The sequence below is a fragment of the Pseudomonas sp. KB-10 genome (genome assembly GCF_018221585.1).
In the GTDB taxonomy this organism is placed as follows: domain Bacteria; phylum Pseudomonadota; class Gammaproteobacteria; order Pseudomonadales; family Pseudomonadaceae; genus Aquipseudomonas; species Aquipseudomonas yangonensis.
Genome location: NZ_QYYB01000012.1, coordinates 1 through 22,291, shown reverse-complemented (window position 1 = coordinate 22,291; position 22,291 = coordinate 1). Strand labels below are relative to the sequence as shown.

Genomic DNA, 22,291 nt, shown 5'->3' with positions numbered 1-22,291 from the left:
GTGAGTTAGTCGATGGGCGGGAATGGGAAAGACATTTCTTCAGCGAGTCGCACCCCTTGCTCTTGAAGGTGTGCTGGAAATTCTTGAAAAATACCTCGAAGAAAAATCAGTTTTGAGAGGTGCTTGATAGAGTTTTCATGGCGCGGACTTTTAAATAGCGCAGGGAGGTGAGCTTCAAGGTGAGTTATATAGCCAAAGATTTGGGCTGCTGTAATGTCGGTTTGTACTATTAAGGTTCTGTCTCCGCAAATTATTTCGCCAGATATGGCAAGCTTTCCTGCTTGGTCTAGTTTGGAAAGATAGTTTTCTACAGTTAGTGAACTAGAGTCCAACCCTGAAATTTCTTCTAAATCTGAGAGTGTGACTTTCTCGTTTGATTCGTAAAGCTTCAGCGCCATGCTTTTGGCAAGCTCAATTTTGTCATTGCCAACTCTCCTTGAGAAAGCCGCAACGGGCTCGAAAATCTCGGCTACGCCAATCTCATAGAAACGGTCTTTATAAATGTTACGACCAGTCGAGGGGGTGTGCCCCACAGTCTCCGACACTACACTGCTGGAGGTAAATGATTGGTTGCCTTCAAGCTCAGTTTCAACAACTAATGATTGCCCTATGACGCTGGGAGGTATTGAACTGCTTCCTTCACCTCGCCAGAGTTCGAGTATCCTGTTTCGTAAGATTTCAATAAATGATGCTGCCTCTCGCTCAGCGCCCTTCGCACACGCTAAGAATGAGCGCTGCCAAGTTGACCCTTCGGTGGCTAATAATAATAGTGGTAGAAAAGATGCGGTTATCTCCGGTGCTTCTGGGTTTGCAATTAGTCCCTGAATCCTCTTCCCTGGAGTTGGCAGAAATTCTTTCTTCGGATTGAAGTCATTTACGAACTCCATGCCGCAAGCTAGCTGCCTAACCCAGTTGTCGTAAGTTTTATATGGTGGAGATTTTCTTCTGTAAATGTTAGAAAATACTCTCGCGTCTTGGGAGTTGAAGTTCAGTGTTCCCCTACCGCTCAAGCGTCTAAGTTTTATTGTTGAAATTTGTATTGTCGAGTTATTGGCGCCATAAATAATGTCTGGTATTAGCAGTTTTGAGATTCCGGATGATTGCCCTCTCTCAGTTGCTAGAAGCCAAACCATTAGGAGTTTTTCAAGAGGCGTGTGAGTAAGTAATTCCTCTGCCCACAGTATAGGTTTAGTAATGGGCAGGCTTGAAAATGGTGCTGAAAGATGGGGTCTAAATTTCTGTTTGGCCAGTATGTTATCTGGCGAGGCTTTTGGCCTTTTGTTAGTTGTTCCGTTGGGAAGAATGAAACATTGTAATAACAGTTTGTGATCGTGTGAGGTAAAGTCTACGTTAGCTTTGAATCTATCATTTTCAATCTGTGGTCTAATTTTTTTAAATGAATAGAATTGCCATTCTGCCATTAGTGGGTTGTTAGATATATCGTTCCAAACAACGCCTCCAATTCTTGATATTAACTCGTGGTTGAATCTCTCTGGATCCGGGTCGGCTTTATAGTCTACAAATCCCCTGAAAGCGAATTTGTATGTTGATAGGTTGTTGCCTTTGAGTTCTAGCAAGCAGTCGTAGGTTTTCGGGTTATTGCAAAGTGATTGCCGAAGCTCTTGAATTTTATTAAGCGTCCAGATTGCTCCCATTCGTAGTCCAAATAGAAGCTCCTTGTTTGTGAATTGGGTGCTTGGAATTTTTAGGTACTTGCCTAAAGGAGGTGTTTTTTCCTGAATGCTTCGAACCTTGATGCTTTTGAAGCTTGTATACGTTGCCTTTATCTCTTTCGGCCAACTATGTGCTGCTCCGTACAAGCAGGGTGCAGCTCTAAAGAATGCTCGTCTTATATCAATAAAGTGATTGATGCTCATGAACTCGCTTACTTTGATGGCACATGCACGTATGAATTCCTTGAGAACTTGTAAGTCAATGATTATATTGGTCTCGTATTGGCTGTCTAGATGAGTTACAAAGCGCTCAAAAGCCACTATGTACTTCTTTTGAGCAGGCTTTTTCTGTCTTGCATAGTCAGGGGTGGCCACGTATCCAAGTAGCGCTTGTAGTGCTTCATTGGATGTGAATTTCTGCGGAAGACTAAGTACTTTGTAACCGGGTTCCGCGGTTGTTTCTATCAGTGCATCCGTTGGTGATAGAAGCCGCCTTAGGGTTGATTCCCTGCTAAAATTTTTAGACTTTAGTACCTTCGCTAGTTCTCTCAGTTTCGCGTCGTCGATTGAGTCAGGTCTGTTTGTGTTCACTGTAACCCCCTGAACTTTTGGCGGCGCATATTTAGCTCGGACAAAATTTTACTTCGTTTGTTAAGAAGTGCATCGAAATGTATATATTTCAGCGTCGTATCTACATTTTTATGCCCCAGACGTCTGGGCACCTCAACCCAGGGGTCTCGCCCATGCTTGTAGCATTCATCGACTAAATGTGTACCAAAGCTTTTCCTTAAGGCGTGATAACCCTGATGGCAACTACGCATAATAAGGGCTTTTTTGCAGGCTGTCGTAAAGATTGAACTTGCAAACTTTGTATCTTTAATTCCTTTTCCCGCTCGAGTGCAAAAAATCGGACCTTTGCTCGATATTTTTGAGCGATACGTATTTATGTATCGCATTATTGTTTCGCATAGGTTGGGCGGTATGATTAAATCGCGCCTAACATTGCCTTTTCCGATAAGAGGTACAGTCGTGGCTGCCCATAATCCGTTATTTTCATCGCGGGATCTGTTTATGGCTTTTCTTACTAATGGGTAGTCTAGTTGGAGAACTTCTGATGCTCTAGTTCCTGTTTCAAATCCTAGCCGTAGAATGATTTCGTTTCGCGATACAATGAATGCTGATCTGCTTTGAATGCCAGTCAGTATTTTTTTGAATTTCAGATGGCTTATGTATGACGCATTGAAAGTGTGCTGAGCGATGGCGTACGCTTGATCTGCAGATCGATCCGTAATAAAAATATCTTTGTAAGAAAAGTCTAGATTGGTGGGGGCGTCAAGATATCCCTTTTCGTACAGCCAGGAATAAAATTGTTTGATTGTTGTGAGATGTCTTGCAAGCGTTTTTTCGCTGTATCTCCGGGTGCTGAACATTGCGCCATTGATATAGCCTCGCATTATAGTGCTCGTAATGTTTTGCCATCCGCCTAACGGGTTGCTCATTTCGCAAAACATTACCAAGTCGGATGCGTATGATCTAACAGTGTTAAGTGACTTGCATTTTGCAACTTCGCAGAGGAATAAGTTTTCATGCCAGTAATATTTGGCATCTCGGTCTTGAATTATGTAAGTGTCGCAATGTAGCGGTTTCCCATTCAATGGGTTAACCGCATATACGCAGCCGCGCACCAAGATTTTTTTTGTTCCCATTGGGGGCCTGCCGAAGGTTAGAGGGGCTTTTCATGACGGTTGTCGCCCTGCGACACCTACCTAGCATCGCTGTCAACAAATCGTCTGGGGGCCATTTTCCCCGATATATAACCATCCATCGGGCGTGTCGGAACCCAGCCAGGCCGACCGCGTGCTGACCCAGCGGCTCAAGGATGCGCTGGCGCTGGTGGAGGTGCGCGTGCTCGATCACTTCATAGTCGGTGACGGCGAGCCGCTGTCGATGGCCGAGCTGGGCTGGATGTAGGGCGGCGCACTGACGGTAGGAGCGGATTTATCCGCGATCCTGGCGGCTCGGGGCCTGACCCATCGCGGATAAATCCGCTCCTACATTGCGTAGGGTGGGCTCTAGCCCACCATGTTGACGGCTCACGGCGCCATTTGTACCGAGGCAAAATCCTGCCGGCCGAACGGGCTGACTTTGTAGCCCTGTACCTTTTCGCTGAGAAGGGCGAAGGCGGTGGGGTGAGCCAGCGGCAGCCACAGCGCCTGCCCCTGGATGATTTTCTGCGCCTGGTGATAAAGGCGGCTGCGCTCGGTCTGGTCGCTGCTGGCCTTGCCATCGGCAACCAGTTTATCCAGCGCCTCGTCGCAGTAGCGGGCGAAGTTCAGCCCGGACTCGACCGAAGCGCAGGAAAACTGCGGAGTGAGGAAGTTGTCCGGGTCGCCGTTGTCGCCGGCCCAACCCATGAACAGCAGGTCATGCTCGCCGGCCTTGGCGCGGCGGATCAGCTCGCCCCATTCGATCACGCGGATTTCGGCGTCGATGCCGACCTTGGCCAGATCGGCCTGCAGCAGTTGCGCACCGAGGCTGGGGTTGGGGTTGAGCAGGCTGCCGCTGGGGCGCGTCCAGATGGTGGTCTTGAAGCCGTCGGGCAGACCGACTTCGCTCAGCAGGGCGCGAGCTTTCTCGGGATCATGGGCGTAGCCGGGCAGTTCACTGGCATAACTCCAGGTGTTCGGTGGGTAAGGACCATCGGCCGGCTCGGCGCTGCCCTCGAACACGGCCTTGACGTAACTGGCCTTGTCGAAGGCCAGGTTGATCGCCTGGCGCACCTGCGGTTTGTCCAGCGGTGGGTGCTGGCTGTTGATGCCAACGAAGGCGGTCATGAACGCGGCGGTCTGTGCGCTTTTCAGTTTGGTGTCGCCGGCGATGGCCTGCACGTCCTGCGGCTTGGGCGACAGGGCGACCAGGCATTCGCCACGGCGCAGTTTCTGCAGGCGCACGTTACTGTCCGGGGTGATGGCGAAGATCACCCGATCCACGCCCGGCTTGCCGGCGAAATACTCCGGGTTGGCCCGGTAGCGCACTACGGCGTCCTTCTGGAAACGCTCGAAGACGAACGGGCCGCTGCCCACTGGCGCGCTGTTGAGCTTCTGTGGGTTGCCGGCAGCCATCAGTTGGTCGGCGTATTCGGCGGAATAGATCGAGGCGAAGCCCATGCTCAGGGTGGCAAGGAAGGTGGCATCGCGGCGGTTCAGGGTGATACGTACGCTATGCGAATCCGGCGCCTCGATCTTGGCGATCAGGCTGGGCCACTGCATCGACTGGGCGTGTGGATAGCCGCTGACGGCGACCTTGTGCCAGGGATGCTCGGGGTCGAGCATGCGCCGGAAGCTGAACACCACGTCCTGAGCCTCGAGGTGGCGGCTGGGGCTGAAGTCGGCGCTGTGGTGAAACTGCACGTCGTCACGCAGGGTGAAATCGTAGACCAGGCCGTCGTCGGAGACCGTCCAGCTGCGCGCCAGGCTCGGCAGCAGCTTGCCCTGCTCGGCGTCGAACTCCACCAGGCGGTTCATCAGCATGTCGGCGGAGGCGTTGGTGGTGGTCAGCGAGTTGTACTGCACCACATCGAAGCCTTCCGGACTGGCCTCGGTGCATACGCTGAGGGTGGCGGCCTGGGCCAGTAGCGGGGTGCACAGCAAAGTGGCGAGTAACAGACGCATGGCGGACTCCTTGTTCCCTGTGGAACGCTAAGCTTGCAACCCTAGTCGATTTGCGCGGGCATGAATACCGGGAGAAGGCGACGAGCGGTCGAATCTTGATCAGCCCCCAGAACCCCGGCCCCCGAGCAGTCTGCGTAGCAGGGCCAGTGTTTTATCCTACGGTTTTCCTTGTTGCTCCCGGGGCTTTCTGGTATAAAGCAGCGCTCTTTTCTAGGGGCCCGGTTCTTGCGCTATCCAGTGCGCCCGGTAAGACCCTCGAGAAACGCGGCGCTGAGCGCCAATGACATTGAGTTTAAGCGGCCAACCCATGCCGGGTTGGGCATGTGGTTTTAGAGGGCTGAGGCATGTCGAGAGTCTGTCAAGTTACCGGTAAGGGTCCGGTAACCGGGAACAACATTTCCCACGCAAACAACAAAACCCGTCGTCGTTTCCTGCCGAACCTGCAGCACCATCGCTTCTGGGTCGAGTCCGAGAAGCGCTTCGTGCGTCTGCGCGTTTCTGCCAAGGGCATGCGCGTCATCGACAAGCGTGGCATCGACGTAGTGCTGGCTGAGCTGCGCGCTCGCGGCGAAAAGGTTTAAGGAGAGAGTCATGCGTGAACTGATCCGTTTGGTGTCCAGCGCCGGTACCGGCCACTTCTACACCACCGACAAGAACAAGCGCACCACCCCCGACAAGATCGAAATCAAGAAATTCGATCCGGTCGTACGCAAGCACGTGATGTACAAGGAAGCCAAGATCAAGTAATTGATCGGCTGCCTGTCGAAGAAGCCCGCCCATACCGGCGGGCTTTTTTGTGCCTGCTCTTCCGCTGCTCACGCCTGCGCGGGGCACAGCGACTTTTGGTCGCGCCTGTTTTTGCGCAACTCGATCATCTGTCACTTACGTCACACAAGGCTCGAGTTTAGACTGCGCCGTTGCCGTGGAACTGACATATCCATCCACTTTTGCTGGATGTGGGCACAGGGGGTTCGGGCACTTTCCGTTCGTCGTTTGCCCAGAGGCTCGCATGACTGCTTCAGCTCATTGTGTGGAAGTTCTGATCGCCGAAGCCGACCCCTGGACGTCCAATCTGCTGCAGCAGCTGGTGCTCGATGTGCGTGGCGATGCCCGTGTGTTGCAGGTCAGTGATGGCCAGGCGGCACTGGCTCGTTGCAAGCGCCACCTGCCCGACCTGGTGATCGCCGATGGCGAGTTGCCTGGGCTCGACGGCTTGGAGCTACTGCGCCAGTTGCGTCGTCATCCGCGTACGCCGGCACTGCCGTTCGTGCTTATCAGCGGTCGCCTCGATGCCAGCAGCGTGCGCGCCGCGCGGCCGCTGGCGCCCAGCGCCTATCTGGCCAAACCCTTCAATGCCGAGAGTCTGCGGCAGCGCCTGCGTACCCTGTTGCCAGCGCCTGCGGGTGCCGTGACGGCGCGGCCGGCGTTGCTGGTCAGCGAGCTGCGCGACTTTCTCGATACGATTCGCGAAGAGGGGCAGGGTGCACCTTTGCTCAGCGACGTGCGTAATGCCGTGAGTCAGGGCTTGCAGGCCGGCGAGCAGGACCTCGGTGAACTGGAGGCGGTGTTCGGGAGTGACCCGCAGATCACAGCACTACTGATCGCTGCCGCCAGCAGCGCCGCCCAGCATCAGGGCGTGCCCTGTCAGACGCTGGCGCAGGCGCTGCATCGCCTGGGCGTGGCACGCACGCTGAACCTGGTGCTGGGGCTGGCCCTGCAGCGCAACGCCCAGCTGCGCGATCCGCGCCTGGCCGAATTGGCCGCTCATGCCTGGCAGCAGGCACGGCGCAGTGCCGACCTGGCGCGCTGGCTGGCGCTCGAGCTTAGGCTCGATGCCGAGCTGTGCTACACCGCTGCTTTGCTGCACAACCTGGGCGAGCTGGCCTTGCTGCGCAGTCTGCAGGACTGGCTGGAGGCCGGCGGTGAGTTGAGCAACGCGCAGATCGACCAGGCCATGCAGCGCCGCGCGGCGAGCTTCGGCTCGGCTCTGCGTATTCGCTGGCGTCTGCCATTCGGCCTGCGCGAGCTGATCGCGGCGTTCTATGGTCTGGGCAGCGGTGTGTTCTCGCGCGAGGCGCTGGTGCTCAACCTCAGCGGCCTGCTCCTGGCGCTGCCGGCCGGCGAGCAGCCGACGAGCCTGGCTGAGGCGCGCTGCGTGCGTCTGTTACGGCTCGATCTGGCGCTGCTCGAACGTCTGCCAGCGGCGCTCTATCAGGCTTGCTGAGTACCGTGGCGGCGGGCGTCGTCGGCGAGCTGGCGCAGGGGCTGCGGATGACCGACGAAATAGCCCTGGGCGTAGTCGATACCCAGGCGGCGCAGGCAGTCCAGGCTGGCCTGGGTTTCGACGAACTCGGCGACTGTGACCAGACCGAGCTGCGCCGCGATCTGGCGCATCGAGCCGACCATGGCCTGGTTGATCGGGTCGTGCTCGATGCCGCTGATGAAGCTGCCGTCGATCTTCAGGATATCCAGCGGCAGGTGACGCAAGTAGGCGTAGGAGGCAAAGCCGCTGCCGAAATCGTCCAGCGCGACCTTGAGGCCTTTGCCGCGCAATTTCTCGATCCACTGTGCCGATACGCCCAGCTCGCCCAGAGCGACCATTTCCGTGACCTCGATACACATCTTGCGGGGCGACAGGCCATGACGGGCCAATTCCTGCTCCAGCAACTGGTGAAAGTCGCAATCGAGCAGTGAGCTGGCACTTAGGTTGACGTTGACCTGGCCCAGCTGCGCCAGATGGTGCGGATTGGCAGCCAGCCAGGCGCACAGGTGCTGGATCACCCAGCGGTCGATGGCGCCGAGAAAGTCGTAGCGCGCCGCCGCGTCGAGAAACTGCGCCGGGCTGATCCATTCGCCACTGTGTGGGTCACGGTAACGCAGCAGCACTTCGTAATGCAGGCCGGCCACGGTGCTCTGCAGCGCCTGTACCGGTTGGAAGAACAGCTCGAAATGACCGCGCTCGGTGGCCTCGCGCAGGCGGGTGATCCACTGCAGCTGGCGCTGATGTTCGAGCAGCGCGCCATCGGCCGGGTTGAACTGCTGCACGCGGTTGCGTCCTTGATGCTTGGCCAGCTGGCTGGCGCTGCTGGCCCAGTTCAGCGCGGTTTCCCAGTCGCGTACGCCAGAGCTCAAGGCCAGCATGCCAATGCTGACGTGCAGGCGAAATGGCCGTCCCTGCCAGGTGAAGACGAACTGTTCGACAGCTCGCCGTAGCTGTTCGGCCTGGTCCAGTGCGGCGCCGTCATCGACCTCGCGCAATAACACGGCGAACTCGTCTCCGCCGACGCGCGCCAGCTCGGCATGGCGCGGCAGCTGGTGCTGCAGCTGGCCGGCCAGCTGGCGTAGCAATTGATCGCCCGCCGAGTGACCGAACAGGTCGTTGACCTGCTTGAAGCGATCCAGCCCCAGCAGCAAGAGATGGCTGAAGCGCCGTTTGGCAGTGCCGCCAAGGGTTTCCGCCAGCAGCCGCTCCAGCTCGCGGCGGTTGAGCAGGCCGGTCAGGGCGTCGTGGGCCGCCAGTTGTTGCAGGCGCTCTTCCAGAGCGCGACGTTCGCTGAGATCGACCACGATGCCCTCGATGCAGTCTCGCTGAACGCGCAGATGCAGTGACAGGTAGACCCATAGCGGGCGCTGCTTGAGGTCGTAGAGTTCACACTCGCAACTGACCATGCCGGCCTGCTCGTCGAGCTGGCGCAGCAGTGAACGCCACTGCGCTTCACCCAGCAGACGCTGCAGGGAGAGCTGGTCGATATCGTCCGGCAGGTTTGCAGCGCCGAGCAGACGCGCCAGGCTCGGGTTGGCCTCCAGCAGTCGGCCGTCGCGCTGACAGCGGAATATGCCCTCACCACTGTTGCGAAACAGCGCCTGATACTGTTCCAGGTTGTCGATGGCCTGCGCCTGGCTGCTCAGCAGCACGCGGCGCACGCGCTCCAGCTGCTTGTCGAGCAGGGCACCGAACAGCAGCATGCTCAACGCCGGCAGGTAGGCGTACAGCGCATAGAATCCGGTGGGCAGCGCAATCAACCCGGCGCGACTCAGCGGAACCAGCAGCATCAGCGCCAGCGCGGCACTCCAGCACAGCAGGTAACCGGGCGCATAGGGGCGGCGCTGGGCGATGCCGAGCCCCATCAGCAGCAACTGATAGAGCCCGGTGGCCAGGATCAGCAGGTTCAGCGTTTGGTAGGCATAGGGATGCTCGACCAGCAAGCTGCCCACGCTGACCAGCAGCGTAGCGGCGAACAGGGCGTCGCGCAGCCAGCGCAGGCGACCCAGTCGCAGACCGAGCGCGCTGGCGATGAATAGCGAGCTGAAGATCATCATGCCCGCGGTGGGCAGGTTGACCAGTAATTTGGGCAGATGCGGCCACTGCGGCCAGAGCAGCCCGGCCAGGTTGTACAGACTGGCGTTGTACAGCGCCACGCACAGCGAGGTGAGGCTGAAATAGGCCAGTTGCGCTTCGCGCAGGGTGCTGTACTTGACCAGATAGAACAGCGCCAGGGCTATCAGTGCGCCGATCAGCAGGCCGCTCTGCAGCCAGCTGTAGGCGATCAACTGCTGGCCCTGCTGCGCACCGACCAGTTGCAGCGGCAGGTTGATCGCCGAATGGCTCTGTACGCGCAGCAGCAGGCTGTGCGGGCCATCGGTCAGGCGGGGCAGATTGAGCAGGAACTGTGGATAGGGCTCGCCACGTTCGGCGAAGGCACGTCGGGCCCCGCTGTACAGCGGGCCGAGTGACTGCTCACCGTCGAACAGCCAGACCTCCAGATCATCGAGGAAGGCCTGGCCGATGATCAGTTGCAGACGCTCGGCCGCTGGAGCCTGCAGTTGCACGGCGAGCCACCAGGCGCTGCGCGTATAGCCGATGCGCGCGCTGCCCTGAATCTGCCGACCTTCCGTCTCGATGCGCTGCAGGACTTCGCTGGCGCTCAACTGGCCGCTGGGATCTTCCAGCAGCAGGCTGTGTTCGATGCTCACGGGGCTGGCCAGGTCGGCAGCGCTGAGCTTCATTAGCGGCAGCCCGCTGCCTGCCCAGGTCGGCACGGCACCGGCCAGGCAGAGCAGCAAGATCAGTGCGCGAAGCGGTCGAAGCATCCTGGGCGCCTCATGGCTACTACGAGGGCGCCGAGATCCGGTGGACGCTGTTGGGTCTGAGGAGCGGTCGGGCGCAGGAGGATTCTAGCTGACTACTGGCGCGATGATTGCGCTGCGGGTCTCATCCGTCAGGATCGCGTGACGAATGGGCGTGCCGCAGCGCCTCGATCATGCGGCCTGCGTAAGCTCCTCGCGGGCCTTCCGAGAACGCGTCCAGCGATTGGCACGGGCAAAGGTGCCAAAGTCGTTGAAGCGCACGCCCATTTCGCGCATTACCCGATGGGCGAAGGGCACGGTCAGCTGGCGAATGTAGAAGGGCTCCTTGACCACGAAATGATGGATCGCGTGGCTGCTGCCGAAGTTGAAGCAGAACGCCTGCAGCGGCCACAGCCACCAGGGGTTGAGCACCTGGGTCTGCTGGATCACGTTGCCCGGCTCGACGTCGCCGTAGTAGTGCATGTTGGAGCTGATGAAATGCAGGCAGAAGGTGCGCAGCACGTTGGGGCCGACCAGCACCACCACGGCGATGTTCACGACCTGCATCACCCCCAGGGTGGCGGCCGACCAGGCGATGGGGGCGCCGAGCGCGGTGGCGGCCCAGCCCAGCAGGTGGAAACCGAGGAACAGGTACCAGGTCGCCCAGTTGAGCAGCCCCAGCGGCGCGTAGACCTTCAGCGTGCGGGTAAGGATCAGCCGGCGGTGCTCGGGGTTCTTCGCCCGCAGCCAGCGGATGAACGAGCTCATCATGTTGTCGCCGACCATCAGCAGGCGCGCGATGCCCCAGGGCTCACCATTGGTGATGGCGCGCTCCTCCATGTCCGCCTCGCTGCCGGACACCTTGTGGTGGTTCAGGTGCAGATGGCGGCGTACCCAGGGGTTGATGGTGCTCGGCCGCGCCAGCCAGACCAGCGCCAGCATCAGGTTGTGCGGCACGGGGCGCTTGCGAAAGTACATCGAGTGGATCAGGTCGTGCTCCAGCTCGTGGGTCAGCGAGGCGAAAAAGGCGTTAAGCAGCAGGCAGGCCCACCAGGCCAGATGACCGCCGATGTACAAGGCTGCCGAGCCGATCATGCCGAGCAGGGCGAAAGCCAGGATGCCGGCGCCGAGGGCGTCCTGATGCTGCAGGATCGGGTAGCGCTGGCGCAGGGCATTGCCGTGGGCCATCACCTGTTCACGGATATAAGCGGCGCGTTGCTGGTCATTAAGGCTTGCGGGAGAAGGGGACATGCCGACATCCTCTTGTTATCGGGTTGTGACTTCACTGTGCCGTGACGGTCGTCAGAGCGCCCGACCGTGCACGCCAACCTGCCTACCGGATACGCCAATCTGCATGACCGCCGAACCCACCACCCTGGCCAGCTGGACCCGCGCCCTGCGCAAGCAGCTCGATGCCCTCGGGCTCGACAGCGCTGCCCTGTGCCGCGAGGCGGGGCTCGAGCCGGCGCTGCTCGACGACCCCAACGCGCGCTGCCCGCTGTCGCTGACCACGCGCCTGTGGCAACTGGCAGTGGCCGCCAGCGGTGATCCGGCGCTGGGCCTGAAGACCTCGCAGTACGTCAGCCCGACCACCTTCCATGCCCTGGGTTATGCGCTGATCGCCAGCAGCAGCCTGCGCGAGATGTTCGAGCGCATCGTGCGTTACCACCGGGTGGTCAGCGATGCGCTGCAACTGGAGCTGCGCGAGGTCGGTGATGCATACGAGTTTCGCTTTCGCGTACCGCCAGGCAGCCCCGCGCCGGCGCCCGAAGCGCTGGACGCCTTCGCCGCGATCTACGTGCGTAGCTGTCGCAATCGCCTGAGTCGGGAGTTCTCACCGTTGCTGGTGCAGCTGCAACGCCCACGGCCGGCGGACCCGGCGCCCTGGCAGGCGGTGTTTCGCGCGCCGCTGCAGTTCGATGCCGAGGAAAGCCTGCTGCGTTTCCCTCGTGCCGCGTTCGAGCAGCGCCTGGACGATGGCAACCCGGAGCTGGCCGAGCACAACGAGACGGTGTTGCGGCGCAATCTGGAGCAATTGCAGGCGGCCAGTTGCAGCGAGCGGGTGCGCAGTTGTCTGGAGGCGCAATTGCCCGATGGCGAGCCCTCCGCCGAGCGCATTGCCCAGACCCTGCATCTGAGCCTGCGCAGCCTGCAGCGTCACCTGGCCGAGGAGGGCACCAGCTACGAGGCGCTGCTCGGCGAGACGCGCCACGCCCTGGCCCTGCGGCATATGCGCGACCCGCGCTGTTCGATCAGCGAGATTGCCTACCTGCTCGGCTTCAGCGACAGCAGCAGCTTCGGCCGAGCGTTCAAGCGCTGGACCGGGCAGACGCCGAGCCAGTACCGCGACGGATGCAGCGACGCATGACCCGGTACGACCTGATCCTGGCCGGGGCTGGCCATGCCCATCTTGGTGTGTTGCGCCGCTGGGCCCTGGTGGAGCGCCCGCCCGGTCGTATCGCCTTGCTCAGTATCGGGCCCGAGGCCTGGTATGCCGGCATGTTGCCGGGGCTGATCAGCGGCCGGTTCAGCCCGGACGATTGCCGCGTGGAGCTGCAGCCGCTGTGCCGTGCAGCCAAGGTCGATCTGATCGAGGGCGAGATCGCTGCGCTCGATGCCGATGCGCGGATCCTGCAACTCGAATACGGACGCCGCCTGCATGGCGAATGGTTGTCGCTCAACGTCGGTGCCGGCATGGCCATCCCGCCGCAGCAGGGCGATGCCATGCAGGTGCTGGCCGCCAGGCCCATCGACAAGCTGCTCGAAGGCTGGCAGCAGTGGCAGGCCGAGCCGCGGCGCATGGCCATTCTCGGTGGCGGAGCCGGCGGCGTAGAGCTGGCCCTGGCACTGGCCGACCAGGTACCGGCGCTGGCGCTGTTCTGTGGCGGCACCTTGCTCGATGGTCTTTCACCGGGGCTGCGCCTGCGCGCGCTGGGCCATCTGCGTCAGCGCGGCGTACAGGTGCGCGAACATTGTCCGATCGGGCGGATCGAGGATGACTGGCTGCTCAGCGGCGACGAGCCGGTATGGCGTGGCCGGCGCCTGCTGCTGGCCAGTGGTGCGCGACCCTGGCCGTGGCTGACAGCCAGCCAGCTGGCCAGCGATGCCGGCGGATTCATCGCCATTCGTCCGACTCTGCAGAGCGAATCCCATGCGCAGATCTTCGCCGTCGGCGACAGCGCCAGCCTCGACGGCATGCGTCGCAGCGGGCGATTCGCGGTGCGTCAGGCGCCGGTACTCGGTGCCAACCTTCAGGCGGCGTTACAGGGCCGCCCGCTGCGTCAGTACCGTGCGCAATGGCAGAGCCTGGCGCTGCTTGCCACCGGTGATGGTGGAGCGTTGCTGGGCTGGCATGACTGGAGCGCTGGCGGGCAGTTGTACGGGCATTGCAAGGACTGGCTGGACCGACGCTTCTTAAAGCGCCACCGCATGGTGGGTTAACCATCGGAAACCCAGGCCGGGGCGCTTACGCCGGAAGCGTTTTCCTCCCGCCGCTAATGCCCGGCGGCTAGGCGTCGATACAGTGACTGGGTGCACCCACCGAAGGCGGCGCTGGAAGCCTGTTCGATCAGTCTGCCAATGGGCGGACCGTCTAAATTCATGACGGCGTACTACCAAAGTTTTATGGTGCAGGTGCTTCCAGGCTGTTCGAATCCGGGTCATGGTGCCCGGTCGTATGCTTATTTTCGTCGGGCCTGTCGAACACGTAGCCGCTGCCCAGGGTGCGTGGGATATTCAAGGAGAGAACCCGCCGTGACCCCGTCCGCCTACAGCGCCTCGCGCACCAGAACAAGAACTCTGAGGTCGGTCATGCAAGCTGCCTTTATCCGTTCACCCGTTGCCTGCCTTCTCCACGCCCTGGGGCTGGCCGCGCTGATGCTGGTCTACCAGCAGGTGCAGCTACCGGCCTATGTCAGCGTGCCGTCCCTCCTGTTGCTGGCGCTCTGGCCCTGGCTCGGCCCCTGGCAGCGTCGTGACGATGCCGCGCCCGTCGTTCGACCCGCTGCCGCGACGGACTTCGTCGAACTCAGCCGCGGCCTGTCGCGACATACCTGCCACAACGCGCTGTCTGCGGCCAGGGTCGCCCACGCGGTCAAGCATCTGGCCGAGCGTCTGCAGTCGCAACTGGCCGCGGTGCAACAAGTCAGCCAGGCGGCCGAGGCCATCACCCACACCGAGCAGGACAGCGCTGGCCGTGCCGAACACACCCTGGCGGCCGCGCAGCATGTGCGTGAAGCCAGTGCCAGCGGCCAGGCCGAGCTCAGCCAGGCCATTGCGCGCATGCAGCAGCTCAGCGCGCAAACCCTGGCCAGCCGCGAGCTGATCGATGGGCTGGGTAGTCGTACCGAACAGATCGAGCAGGTCACCCAGGTGATCCAGTCCATCGCCAGCCAGACCAACCTGCTGGCGCTCAACGCCGCCATCGAAGCCGCACGCGCCGGCGAGATGGGCCGGGGATTTGCCGTAGTCGCCGACGAGGTGCGCAACCTCGCCGCGCGCACCGCCAGCGCCACCGAGGAAGTCAGCCAGATGATCGCCGACATCCGTCAGCAGAGCACGGCGGTGGTCGCCCACATTCAGCGTCAGAGCGTCGAGCTGGAGCAGGCCGCGCAGCAGATCGAGACCGCCGGCAGCCGCCTGCATGGCATTGCCGATCAGGCCGAGGAGGTCGAACAGCAGGTGGCGCAGATCAGCGCCGGCACTGCCGACAACCATCAGCGCCTGGCCAGCCTGTCGGCGGCTGCGCTGCAGCTGCAGGACGATGTGCAGGGCAGCGAAGGGCAGACGCGGCAGCTCGCCGCTGCCGCCGATCACCTGGTCGGCCAGGCCGAGACGGTCAGCGAACAGCTCGCCGAAGTGGGCCTGGACGACTATCACCAGCGCGCCTATGACCTCGCCCGCGAGGGTGCGGCAGCCATAGCCGCGCAGTTCGAACAGGATCTGCAGGGTGGCCGCATCAGCCTCGACGACCTGTTCGATCGCCACTACCAGCCGATACCCGGCACCCGGCCGCAGAAATATCGCACGCGTTTCGACCAGTACGCCGATCAGGTGCTGCCGGCGCTGCAGGAGCCCTTGCTCAAGCGCCACGAAGGGCTGGTGTTCGCCATCTCCACCACCCCGGAAGGCTACGTGCCGACCCATAACGCCGCATTCAACCACCCGCCCAGCGGTGACCCGGCGGTGGATGCCGCCAAGAGCCGCGGCAAGCGCCTGTTCAACGACCGCACCGGCATCCGTTGCGGCAGCCACAAGCAGGCGTTGCTGCTGCAGACCTACATGCGCGATACCGGCGAGCTGATGCATGACCTGTCGGTACCGATCATGGTGCGCGGGCGGCATTGGGGTGGCCTGCGTCTGGGTTATCGGCCGGAGCCCTGAGATGCGCTGCCACTGGTAGTTGCCTGGACAGCGGTGCGCATGGCCTGAGCCATGGCTGGGCGTGGGCGGGGATTGTTTAGCCAACGCATAACCAAGCGTATGAAAATCCCGATTTAACGCACGTCAGACCCTGTGCGACGCTGCCAAGCCATGAACTCCCCGGCCTGCCAAGTCCCTGTTCCGCTCCACCGCGCCCCGGCGCGGCGCCGCCTGCTCGAGCGGCTCAACCCGCTGCTGACCATCATCCTCGCCTTCTGGGCGCTGTGGCATTGCCGCCACGCGCGCCCGCCGGACATCGTCCCCTCCCGCTGACTCCGATGGCTGCGCCATGTCCGCAGCCGCCGATGCCCATTTGTCTGCCTGTGCAACCTGTTCGAGAGTCGAACGGGCCGTGCGGACACCGAGCGCCCGACTGGCGCAAGCGAGTGCGATATGACGACTTTCGCTGCTGTGCAGGAGGTCCAGGATTTCCTGGCCAGCCACCCCGATATCGAATTGATCGAGTTGTTCATCCTCGACGCCAATGGCGTGCCGCGCGGCAAGCTGCTGCACCGCGAGGAGCTACTGGCGCTGTACCAGAGCGGCCGGCCCTTGCCGAGCACCATGCTCGGCCTGTCCATCCAGGGCGAGGACGTCGAGGATTCCGGCCTGGTCTGGGAGGTGGGCGATATCGACTGCCGCGCCTATCCGCTGCCCGGCAGCCTGGTGCGCCTGCCCTGGCGGCAGATCCCCACCGCCGCGGTGCAGGTATCGATGCACCCCAGCGAAGGCCTGCCGGCCACGCCGGCCGATCCGCGTCAGTTGCTGGTGCGGGTGATCGAGCAGCTGGAGGCCGACGGCTACCACCCGGTGATGGCCTGCGAGCTGGAGTTCTATCTGCTCGATCAGAAACGCGATGCCCAGGGCCGCCCGCAGCCGGCGCTGGACGCCGACGGCGGTCGCCCGCGGCAGACCCAGGTCTACGGCCTGCGCGAGCTGGAACAGATCGAGCCGTTTCTGCGCGATCTCTACGCCGCCTGCAAGGCCCAGGGCATCCCGGCGCGTACGGCGATTTCCGAGTATGCCCCCGGCCAGGTGGAAATCACCCTGGAACACGGCCCGGCGCTGGCAGCCATGGACCAGGCGGTGCGCTACAAGCGCCTGGTCAAGGGTGTGGCGCATGCCCACGGTATGCAGGCCTGTTTCATGGCCAAGCCGTTCGCCGAGATCGCCGGCACCGGCATGCATATGCACGTGAGCCTGGCCGACGGGCAGGGCAACAACCTGTTTGCCAGCGAGGATCCTGCCGGCACGCCGCTGCTGCGCCAGGCTGTGGGCGGTATGCTCGCCGGCCTGCTCGACTCGCTGCTGCTGTTCTGCCCCAACGCCAACTCCTACCGGCGCTTTCAGGCCAACAGCTACGCGCCGCTGGCGCCGACCTGGGGTGTGGACAACCGCACCGTCAGCCTGCGCGTGCCGGGCGGCCCGGCGCCGACCCGGCATGTCGAGCACCGTATCTGCGGCGCCGACGCCAACCCCTATCTGGCCGCGGCGGCGATCCTCGCCGGGATACACCGCGGCATCCGCGAACATCTCGATCCCGGTGCGCCGATCGAGGGCAACGGCTATGCCCAGGCCACGGAACATCTGCCTACCCAGTGGTCGGCGGCGATCCAGGCGCTGGAGCAGTCCGGTTGGGCGCGCGATGCCTTCGGTGCCGATTTCCTCAAGGTGTTTCTCGCGGTCAAGCGCGCCGAGTATCGCCAGTTCATGGGCGAAGTCGGCGAGCAGGATTGGCGCTGGTACCTGAGCAACGCCTGACTGAACAGCATCGCGGCTGAAGCCGCTCCTACCAGGCCGGCATCGTAGGAGCGGCTTCAGCCGCGATCCCAGATTCATCGGTGCCAACGCACCCCAAGGACAAGCAGTGAACATGATCAAGCAACCCGTCAAACCCGCCGCAGAGCGCGCGCCTTCCTACTACTCGGCCTCGCTCAATTTCGAGACCGACTACCCGACGCTGCAGGGCAGCGTGACGGTGGACGTGGCCATCATCGGCGGCGGCTTCACCGGCATCGCCACGGCGGTGGAGCTGGCCGAGCGCGGACTGAAAGTGGCGGTTGTGGAAACCAACAAGGTCGGCTGGGGCGCCAGCGGGCGCAACGGCGGCCAGGTCACCGGCAGCCTGTCCGGCGACGAGGCCATGCGCAAGCAGATGCGCAACAGCCTGGGCGAGGAGGTGGACGACTTCATCTGGCACCTGCGCTGGCGTGGTCACGAGATCATCAAGAATCGCGTGGCGAAGTACGGCATCGACTGCGACCTCAAGCACGGCCATCTGCACGCGGCGATGAAGCCCAGCCATATGGACGAGCTCAAGGCTTCCTTCGAAGAGGCGCTGCGCCGCGGCATGGGTGACGAGGTGACGCTGCTCGACGCCGCCGGCGTACGTGCGCAACTGGGCAGCGAGCTTTACTGCGGGGCGATCAGGAACAGCCGCAACATGCACCTGCATCCGCTCAACCTGTGCATCGGCGAGGCCAGGGCCGCCGAGAGCCTGGGCGCGCTGATCTTCGAGCATTCCGAGGTGCTGGAGATCGTTCACGGCAAGCGCCCGGCGGTGGTCACCCGCGGCGGGCGGATCGAGGCCAAACAGGTGCTGCTGGCCGGCGACGTCTACCACAAGCTGGAGCGGCGCAAGCTCAAGGGCCTGATCTTCCCGGCCATGGGCGGCATCGTCACCACCGCGCCGCTGGGCGAGCTGGCGAAAGAGATCAACCCGCAGGACCTGGCGGTATACGACTGCCGCTTCGTGCTCGACTACTACCGCCTCACCGCCGACGGTCGCCTGCTGTTTGGCGGCGGCTGCAACTACTCCGGGCGTGATTCGCGCGATATCGCCGGTGAACTGCGGCCGTGCATCGAGCGCACCTTCCCGCAGCTCAAGGGCGTGCAGATCGACTTCCACTGGAGCTGCGCCATGGGCATCGTGATGAACCGCATCCCGCAGCTGGGCAAGCTGTCGAGCAACGTCTGGTACTGCCAGGGCTACTCCGGCCATGGCATCGCCACCAGCCACATCATGGGCGAGATCATGGCCAAGGCCATCACCGGCGACCTGGAGCAGTACGACACCTTCGCCGCCTGTAAGCACATCAAGGTGCCGCTCGGCGACCAGCTCGGCAACCCGATGCTGGCGGCCGGCATGTGGTACTACCAGATGCTGGAAAAACTGCGCTGAAAGCCCAGCCTTCGCCCGGATGACGGGGGCTGCCTTGGTTCGCCGATAGCCTTTTCGTATGATGGACGCACACCGTAGTTGGGATGCCCTGGCGTGAGTTCGTCATCTAGAAATGCTTCATCGAGCCCGAGCGTAGCTGCTGGAAAATGGGATGCGGGCGAAGCGGTAAGCCAGCTCTCCTGGGACGATCTGCGCATCATCAAGACGCTGAGTGAGTGCGGCAATCGCGCCGCCACGGCGAAGAAGCTCGGCATCAACGTCTCGACCGTGTCGCGCCGCCTGGCGCAGGTCGAGAAGACGCTCGGTGTCGCGATGTTCGACCATCGTCGTTCGGGCTACATGCTCACTGCCGAGGGCGAGGAACTGCGCGCCCTCGGCGAGCGGGTCGAACTGGATATCGTCAGCGTCACGCGGCGCGTGTCGCGAGCGGGGCAGGGGCCGCAGGGCAAGCTGCGCATCACCACCAGTGACTCGTTGCTGCTGCACTTTCTCACGCCGATCATCGCCGACTTCAAGGTCGTCAACGAAGGCATCGCCGTCGAGGTGCTGGTGGGCAACCAGACCCTGAGCCTGGCCCGGGACGAATCGGATATCGCCGTGCGCGCGACGAGAAAACCGGGGGAAAGCCTGGTCGGGCGCAAGCTTGCGACCATCGCCTGGGCGTCGTACGGACGCGCTGGGCATGCGTCGAGTGCTGACCCCTTCGATGGCCAGGCCTGGGTGTCATACTCCGGCGCCTTGTCCGGCCTCAGGGCGGCGAGCTATCTGGAATGTCGGGTGGCGGCCGAATGCATTTCCTATCGTACCGATTCGGTCGCGGCGGCGAGCGCGGCCATCGCCGCGGGGCTTGGCTTCGGCTTTCTACCCTGCATGCTGGGCGATATCACGCCCGGGCTGGTGCGCGTCGGGCCGGTGGTGCCCGAGCTCCATGACGAGCTATGGCTGCTTACCCACCAGGACATTCGCAAGTCGTGGCGGGTCAAGGCGTTCATGGCGTTCTGCGCCGCTGCCGTGGCCGAGCAGAAGGCGCTGATCGAAGGGCAGCGGGCTCTCCCGGTTGCGTTGGACGAAACCGGGAGCGCGACTTAGTCGGCGCGTGCACCGATCACCGCCCGGCAGGCGATCTCGATCAGTTGCGGCCGCTGGGCCAGCCTGGATACGCCGATGATGTTGCTGGCGCATTGTGGCCGCTCGGCGCCATAGGCGGCCTTGCGCACTTTGCCAACCACGGCGAATGCCGCATCCATGTCGAGGACGAACAGCGTCTCTTCGACGACGTCTGCGAGCGTCGCGCCATAGAGCGCCAGCAGCTTGGCGATGTTGTCGTAGGCGCTGCGCATCTGGTCGCCCATCGCGGAGAAATCGCTCGGCCGGCCTTCGTTGTCCAGCGGCGCCGGTGCGACCAGATTGCCCTTTTCATCGTGATTGAACTGGCCGGATACGAAGATTTCGTCGCCCACCTTTCTGGCCTGCGGATAGCCGTAAGCGTCTTCCCATGGAACGCCCCAATAGGCGGTGTTTTCGTTGTACGGACGTGAAGCTGCCATTGCCTTCTCCATGCATGTAAGGACCGCGTATTTCGCGGCTTCCCGAGTGGTCGGGAGGAAAATCCTAGCACCGGCCATGCACTGTGGAAGGTGCATTTTTGCGCTCATGGAGGCGCAAAAATGCACGAACAAAGCGCCTGTCGATCCGCTAACTTGAGTCCCTGTTCCGGTCGTGACCAGCGAGTCCACGACGCCGCCGGGGCAAAGACGAGCACCGGGATGGGTGCCCAACAATAATCAGTTCAGCAGACAGGTAACCGCCATGAGCAATCCGAAAACCGAAGTTCTCACTCCCTTCAACAGCCAGCTGATCTTCATCGACCAGCAGCCGCAAATGGCCTTCGGTGTGCAGAGCATCGACCGCCAGACCCTGAAGAACAACACCGTTGGCCTGGCCAAGGCGGCGAAGATCTTCAACGTGCCGACCATCATCACCACGGTCGAGACCGAGAGCTTCTCCGGCCACACCTACCCCGAGCTGCTCGCCGTGTTCCCCGATGCGCCGCTGCTGGAGCGCACCTCGATGAACTCCTGGGACGACCAGAAAGTGCGGGACGCGCTGAAGAAGAACGGTCGCAACAAGATCATCGTCTCCGGCCTGTGGACCGAGGTGTGCAACACCACCTTCGCCCTGTCCGCCATGCACGATGCCGGGTACGAGATCTACATGGTCGCCGACGCCTCCGGTGGCACCACCCAGGCGGCCCACGACTACGCCATGCAGCGCATGATCCAGGCCGGCGTGGTACCGGTGACCTGGCAGCAGGTGTTGCTGGAATGGCAGCGTNGCACTCCGGTGCCTACGGCATGGGCGTCGACTACGCCTACACCATGGTCCACAAGGCGCCCGAGCGCGTGCAGCACGGCCCGACTCTGGCGCCAGTCGCCGCTCCTATCTGAGCCGATGCCAGCCTTCGCGCGGCGGAGGCTGGTTCCAACTCGCATCAGATGCGGAGACAGACAATGAAGCAGACGCAAGCGGACACCGTCACCCTGGTGGTGCGCCATCAGGTGCAGCAGCAACACGAGCAACGTTACGAAACCTGGCTGCGCCAGATCATCGACATCGCCGGCGATTGCGCTGGTCACCTGGGCGTCGACGTCGCGCGTGAGCGCCAGGGTGGCCTGGTGCATTTCACCTGCGTGCTGCGTTTTGACCAGCTGTCGCACATGCAGGGCTGGCTCGACTCCGAGGTGCGCAAGCAACTGGTCGTCGAGGTTCAGCCGCTGTTGCGCGCAGGTGACGACACCGAAGTGTTGCTGGGCAAGGATTTCTGGTTCGTGCCACGGGATGCCGTGCAGCCACCGCCGCGCTGGAAGCAGGCGATTGTCACCTTTCTGGTGATCATGCCGCTGAGCCTTCTGGTGCCGGCGCTGTGGCAGCCAGTATTCACTATGCTTCCATGGCTCGCAGGCCATCTGCTGAGCAAAGTGTTGATCACCCTGAGCATCGTTCTGCTCGTGGTGTACCTGTTCATGCCCATGGCCACGCGCGCATTTGCTGCCTGGCTGATGCCTCACGGCCAGGAGAAGCGCTCATGAGCCGCAATCCGCACGATGAAAGCCGCCGCCGCGTCCTTGCTGCCGGCGGAGTATTGGGCGCCGCCGGGGCCATCTGGTCCGCCCTGCCTTTCGCCACCTTCGCCAATGACTCTTCAACCAGTTCCCCGGGAGGCTCCATGAGCGCCGATCTCATCCTGTTCAATGGCCGTCTGCATACGGTCGATCCTG

At 62.0% G+C, this 22,291-nt stretch carries 17 protein-coding genes and 2 pseudogenes; 13 read left to right on the top strand and 6 right to left on the bottom strand.

Annotated elements, in window-relative coordinates; all coding sequences use genetic code 11:
• Positions 1-5 precede the first annotated feature (5 nt).
• Positions 6-2,264, bottom strand: coding sequence for a hypothetical protein (locus DXK50_RS23640; RefSeq protein WP_212631972.1), 2,259 nt, complete (start codon positions 2,262-2,264; stop codon positions 6-8).
• Entirely contained in the window at positions 2,261-3,379 is a 1,119-nt protein-coding gene (locus DXK50_RS23635) for a tyrosine-type recombinase/integrase (protein WP_212631971.1), read from the bottom strand. Before DXK50_RS23635 ends, DXK50_RS23640 begins: the two co-directional genes overlap by 4 nt.
• Positions 3,380-3,485: 106 nt before the next feature.
• On the opposite strand from DXK50_RS23635, the pseudogene DXK50_RS23630 reads away from it, so the two are divergent.
• Positions 3,486-3,644, top strand: a pseudogene (locus DXK50_RS23630) (JAB domain-containing protein); the annotation flags it as partial.
• A gap of 122 nt (positions 3,645-3,766) precedes the next feature.
• Here DXK50_RS23630 and DXK50_RS23625 read toward each other — a convergent pair.
• Positions 3,767-5,344: an ABC transporter substrate-binding protein gene (locus DXK50_RS23625; protein ID WP_212631970.1), complete on the bottom strand. Its 1,578-nt coding sequence runs from the start codon at positions 5,342-5,344 to the stop codon at positions 3,767-3,769.
• A 344-nt stretch (positions 5,345-5,688) separates the two neighbouring features.
• On the opposite strand from DXK50_RS23625, the gene rpmB reads away from it, so the two are divergent.
• The 3 genes from rpmB to DXK50_RS23610 all read left to right on the top strand — a co-directional run bounded on the left by rpmB (position 5,689) and on the right by DXK50_RS23610 (position 7,568).
• Positions 5,689-5,925, top strand: coding sequence for a 50S ribosomal protein L28 (gene rpmB / locus DXK50_RS23620; RefSeq protein ID WP_003242523.1), 237 nt, complete (start codon positions 5,689-5,691; stop codon positions 5,923-5,925).
• Positions 5,926-5,935: 10 nt separating this feature from the next.
• Positions 5,936-6,091, top strand: a complete 156-nt coding sequence (rpmG, locus tag DXK50_RS23615; protein WP_003464575.1) for a 50S ribosomal protein L33 — start codon at positions 5,936-5,938, stop codon at positions 6,089-6,091.
• Positions 6,092-6,353: 262 nt separating this feature from the next.
• Positions 6,354-7,568 carry an HDOD domain-containing protein gene (locus tag DXK50_RS23610; protein ID WP_161867603.1) on the top strand — a complete coding sequence of 405 codons (1,215 nt, stop codon included), beginning with the start codon at positions 6,354-6,356 and terminating at the stop codon, positions 7,566-7,568.
• Here DXK50_RS23610 and DXK50_RS23605 read toward each other — a convergent pair.
• Both DXK50_RS23605 and DXK50_RS23600 read right to left on the bottom strand, forming a co-directional pair.
• Positions 7,556-10,435, bottom strand: a complete 2,880-nt coding sequence (locus DXK50_RS23605) for an EAL domain-containing protein (protein WP_212631969.1) — start codon at positions 10,433-10,435, stop codon at positions 7,556-7,558. The two genes, DXK50_RS23610 and DXK50_RS23605, sit on opposite strands and share 13 nt — an antisense overlap.
• A 168-nt stretch (positions 10,436-10,603) precedes the next feature.
• The gene (locus tag DXK50_RS23600; protein WP_212631968.1) at positions 10,604-11,662 is read right to left on the bottom strand and encodes a fatty acid desaturase; all 1,059 of its coding nucleotides are present in this window, start codon (positions 11,660-11,662) and stop codon (positions 10,604-10,606) included.
• Positions 11,663-11,765: 103 nt separating this feature from the next.
• Between DXK50_RS23600 and DXK50_RS23595 the strand changes: the two genes are divergently transcribed.
• From DXK50_RS23595 to DXK50_RS23570, 6 genes are all read left to right on the top strand, one after another.
• Positions 11,766-12,779, top strand: a complete 1,014-nt coding sequence (locus DXK50_RS23595; protein ID WP_161867606.1) for an AraC family transcriptional regulator — start codon at positions 11,766-11,768, stop codon at positions 12,777-12,779.
• Positions 12,776-13,852 carry an FAD-dependent oxidoreductase gene (locus tag DXK50_RS23590; RefSeq protein ID WP_212631967.1) on the top strand — a complete coding sequence of 359 codons (1,077 nt, stop codon included), beginning with the start codon at positions 12,776-12,778 and terminating at the stop codon, positions 13,850-13,852. The genes DXK50_RS23595 and DXK50_RS23590 overlap by 4 nt, the downstream gene beginning before the upstream one ends.
• Before the next feature lie 138 nt (positions 13,853-13,990).
• A complete protein-coding gene (locus tag DXK50_RS23585) occupies positions 13,991-15,793 on the top strand; it encodes a methyl-accepting chemotaxis protein (protein WP_461818891.1) in 1,803 nt (600 codons plus the stop codon).
• A gap of 432 nt (positions 15,794-16,225) precedes the next feature.
• Complete coding sequence (locus tag DXK50_RS23580; protein ID WP_212631965.1) at positions 16,226-17,593, top strand: glutamine synthetase family protein; 1,368 nt, start codon at positions 16,226-16,228, stop codon at positions 17,591-17,593.
• A 112-nt stretch (positions 17,594-17,705) separates the two neighbouring features.
• Entirely contained in the window at positions 17,706-19,013 is a 1,308-nt protein-coding gene (locus DXK50_RS23575; RefSeq protein ID WP_212631964.1) for an NAD(P)/FAD-dependent oxidoreductase, read from the top strand.
• A 93-nt stretch (positions 19,014-19,106) separates the two neighbouring features.
• The gene (locus tag DXK50_RS23570; protein WP_212631963.1) at positions 19,107-20,102 is read left to right on the top strand and encodes a LysR family transcriptional regulator; all 996 of its coding nucleotides are present in this window, start codon (positions 19,107-19,109) and stop codon (positions 20,100-20,102) included.
• On the opposite strand, the gene DXK50_RS23565 is transcribed toward DXK50_RS23570, so the two are convergent.
• Complete coding sequence (locus DXK50_RS23565; protein ID WP_212631962.1) at positions 20,099-20,560, bottom strand: Rid family hydrolase; 462 nt, start codon at positions 20,558-20,560, stop codon at positions 20,099-20,101. The two genes, DXK50_RS23570 and DXK50_RS23565, sit on opposite strands and share 4 nt — an antisense overlap.
• Before the next feature lie 262 nt (positions 20,561-20,822).
• On the opposite strand from DXK50_RS23565, the pseudogene DXK50_RS23560 reads away from it, so the two are divergent.
• From DXK50_RS23560 to DXK50_RS23550, 3 genes and pseudogenes are all read left to right on the top strand, one after another.
• A pseudogene (locus tag DXK50_RS23560) lies at positions 20,823-21,460 on the top strand (hydrolase).
• Between the two features lie 63 nt (positions 21,461-21,523).
• The gene (locus DXK50_RS23555) at positions 21,524-22,102 is read left to right on the top strand and encodes an antibiotic biosynthesis monooxygenase (protein WP_212631961.1); all 579 of its coding nucleotides are present in this window, start codon (positions 21,524-21,526) and stop codon (positions 22,100-22,102) included.
• Positions 22,099-22,291, top strand: a 193-nt coding sequence (locus DXK50_RS23550) for a hypothetical protein (protein ID WP_212631960.1), incomplete at its 3' end; no start/stop codon positions are given. The genes DXK50_RS23555 and DXK50_RS23550, both read left to right, overlap by 4 nt.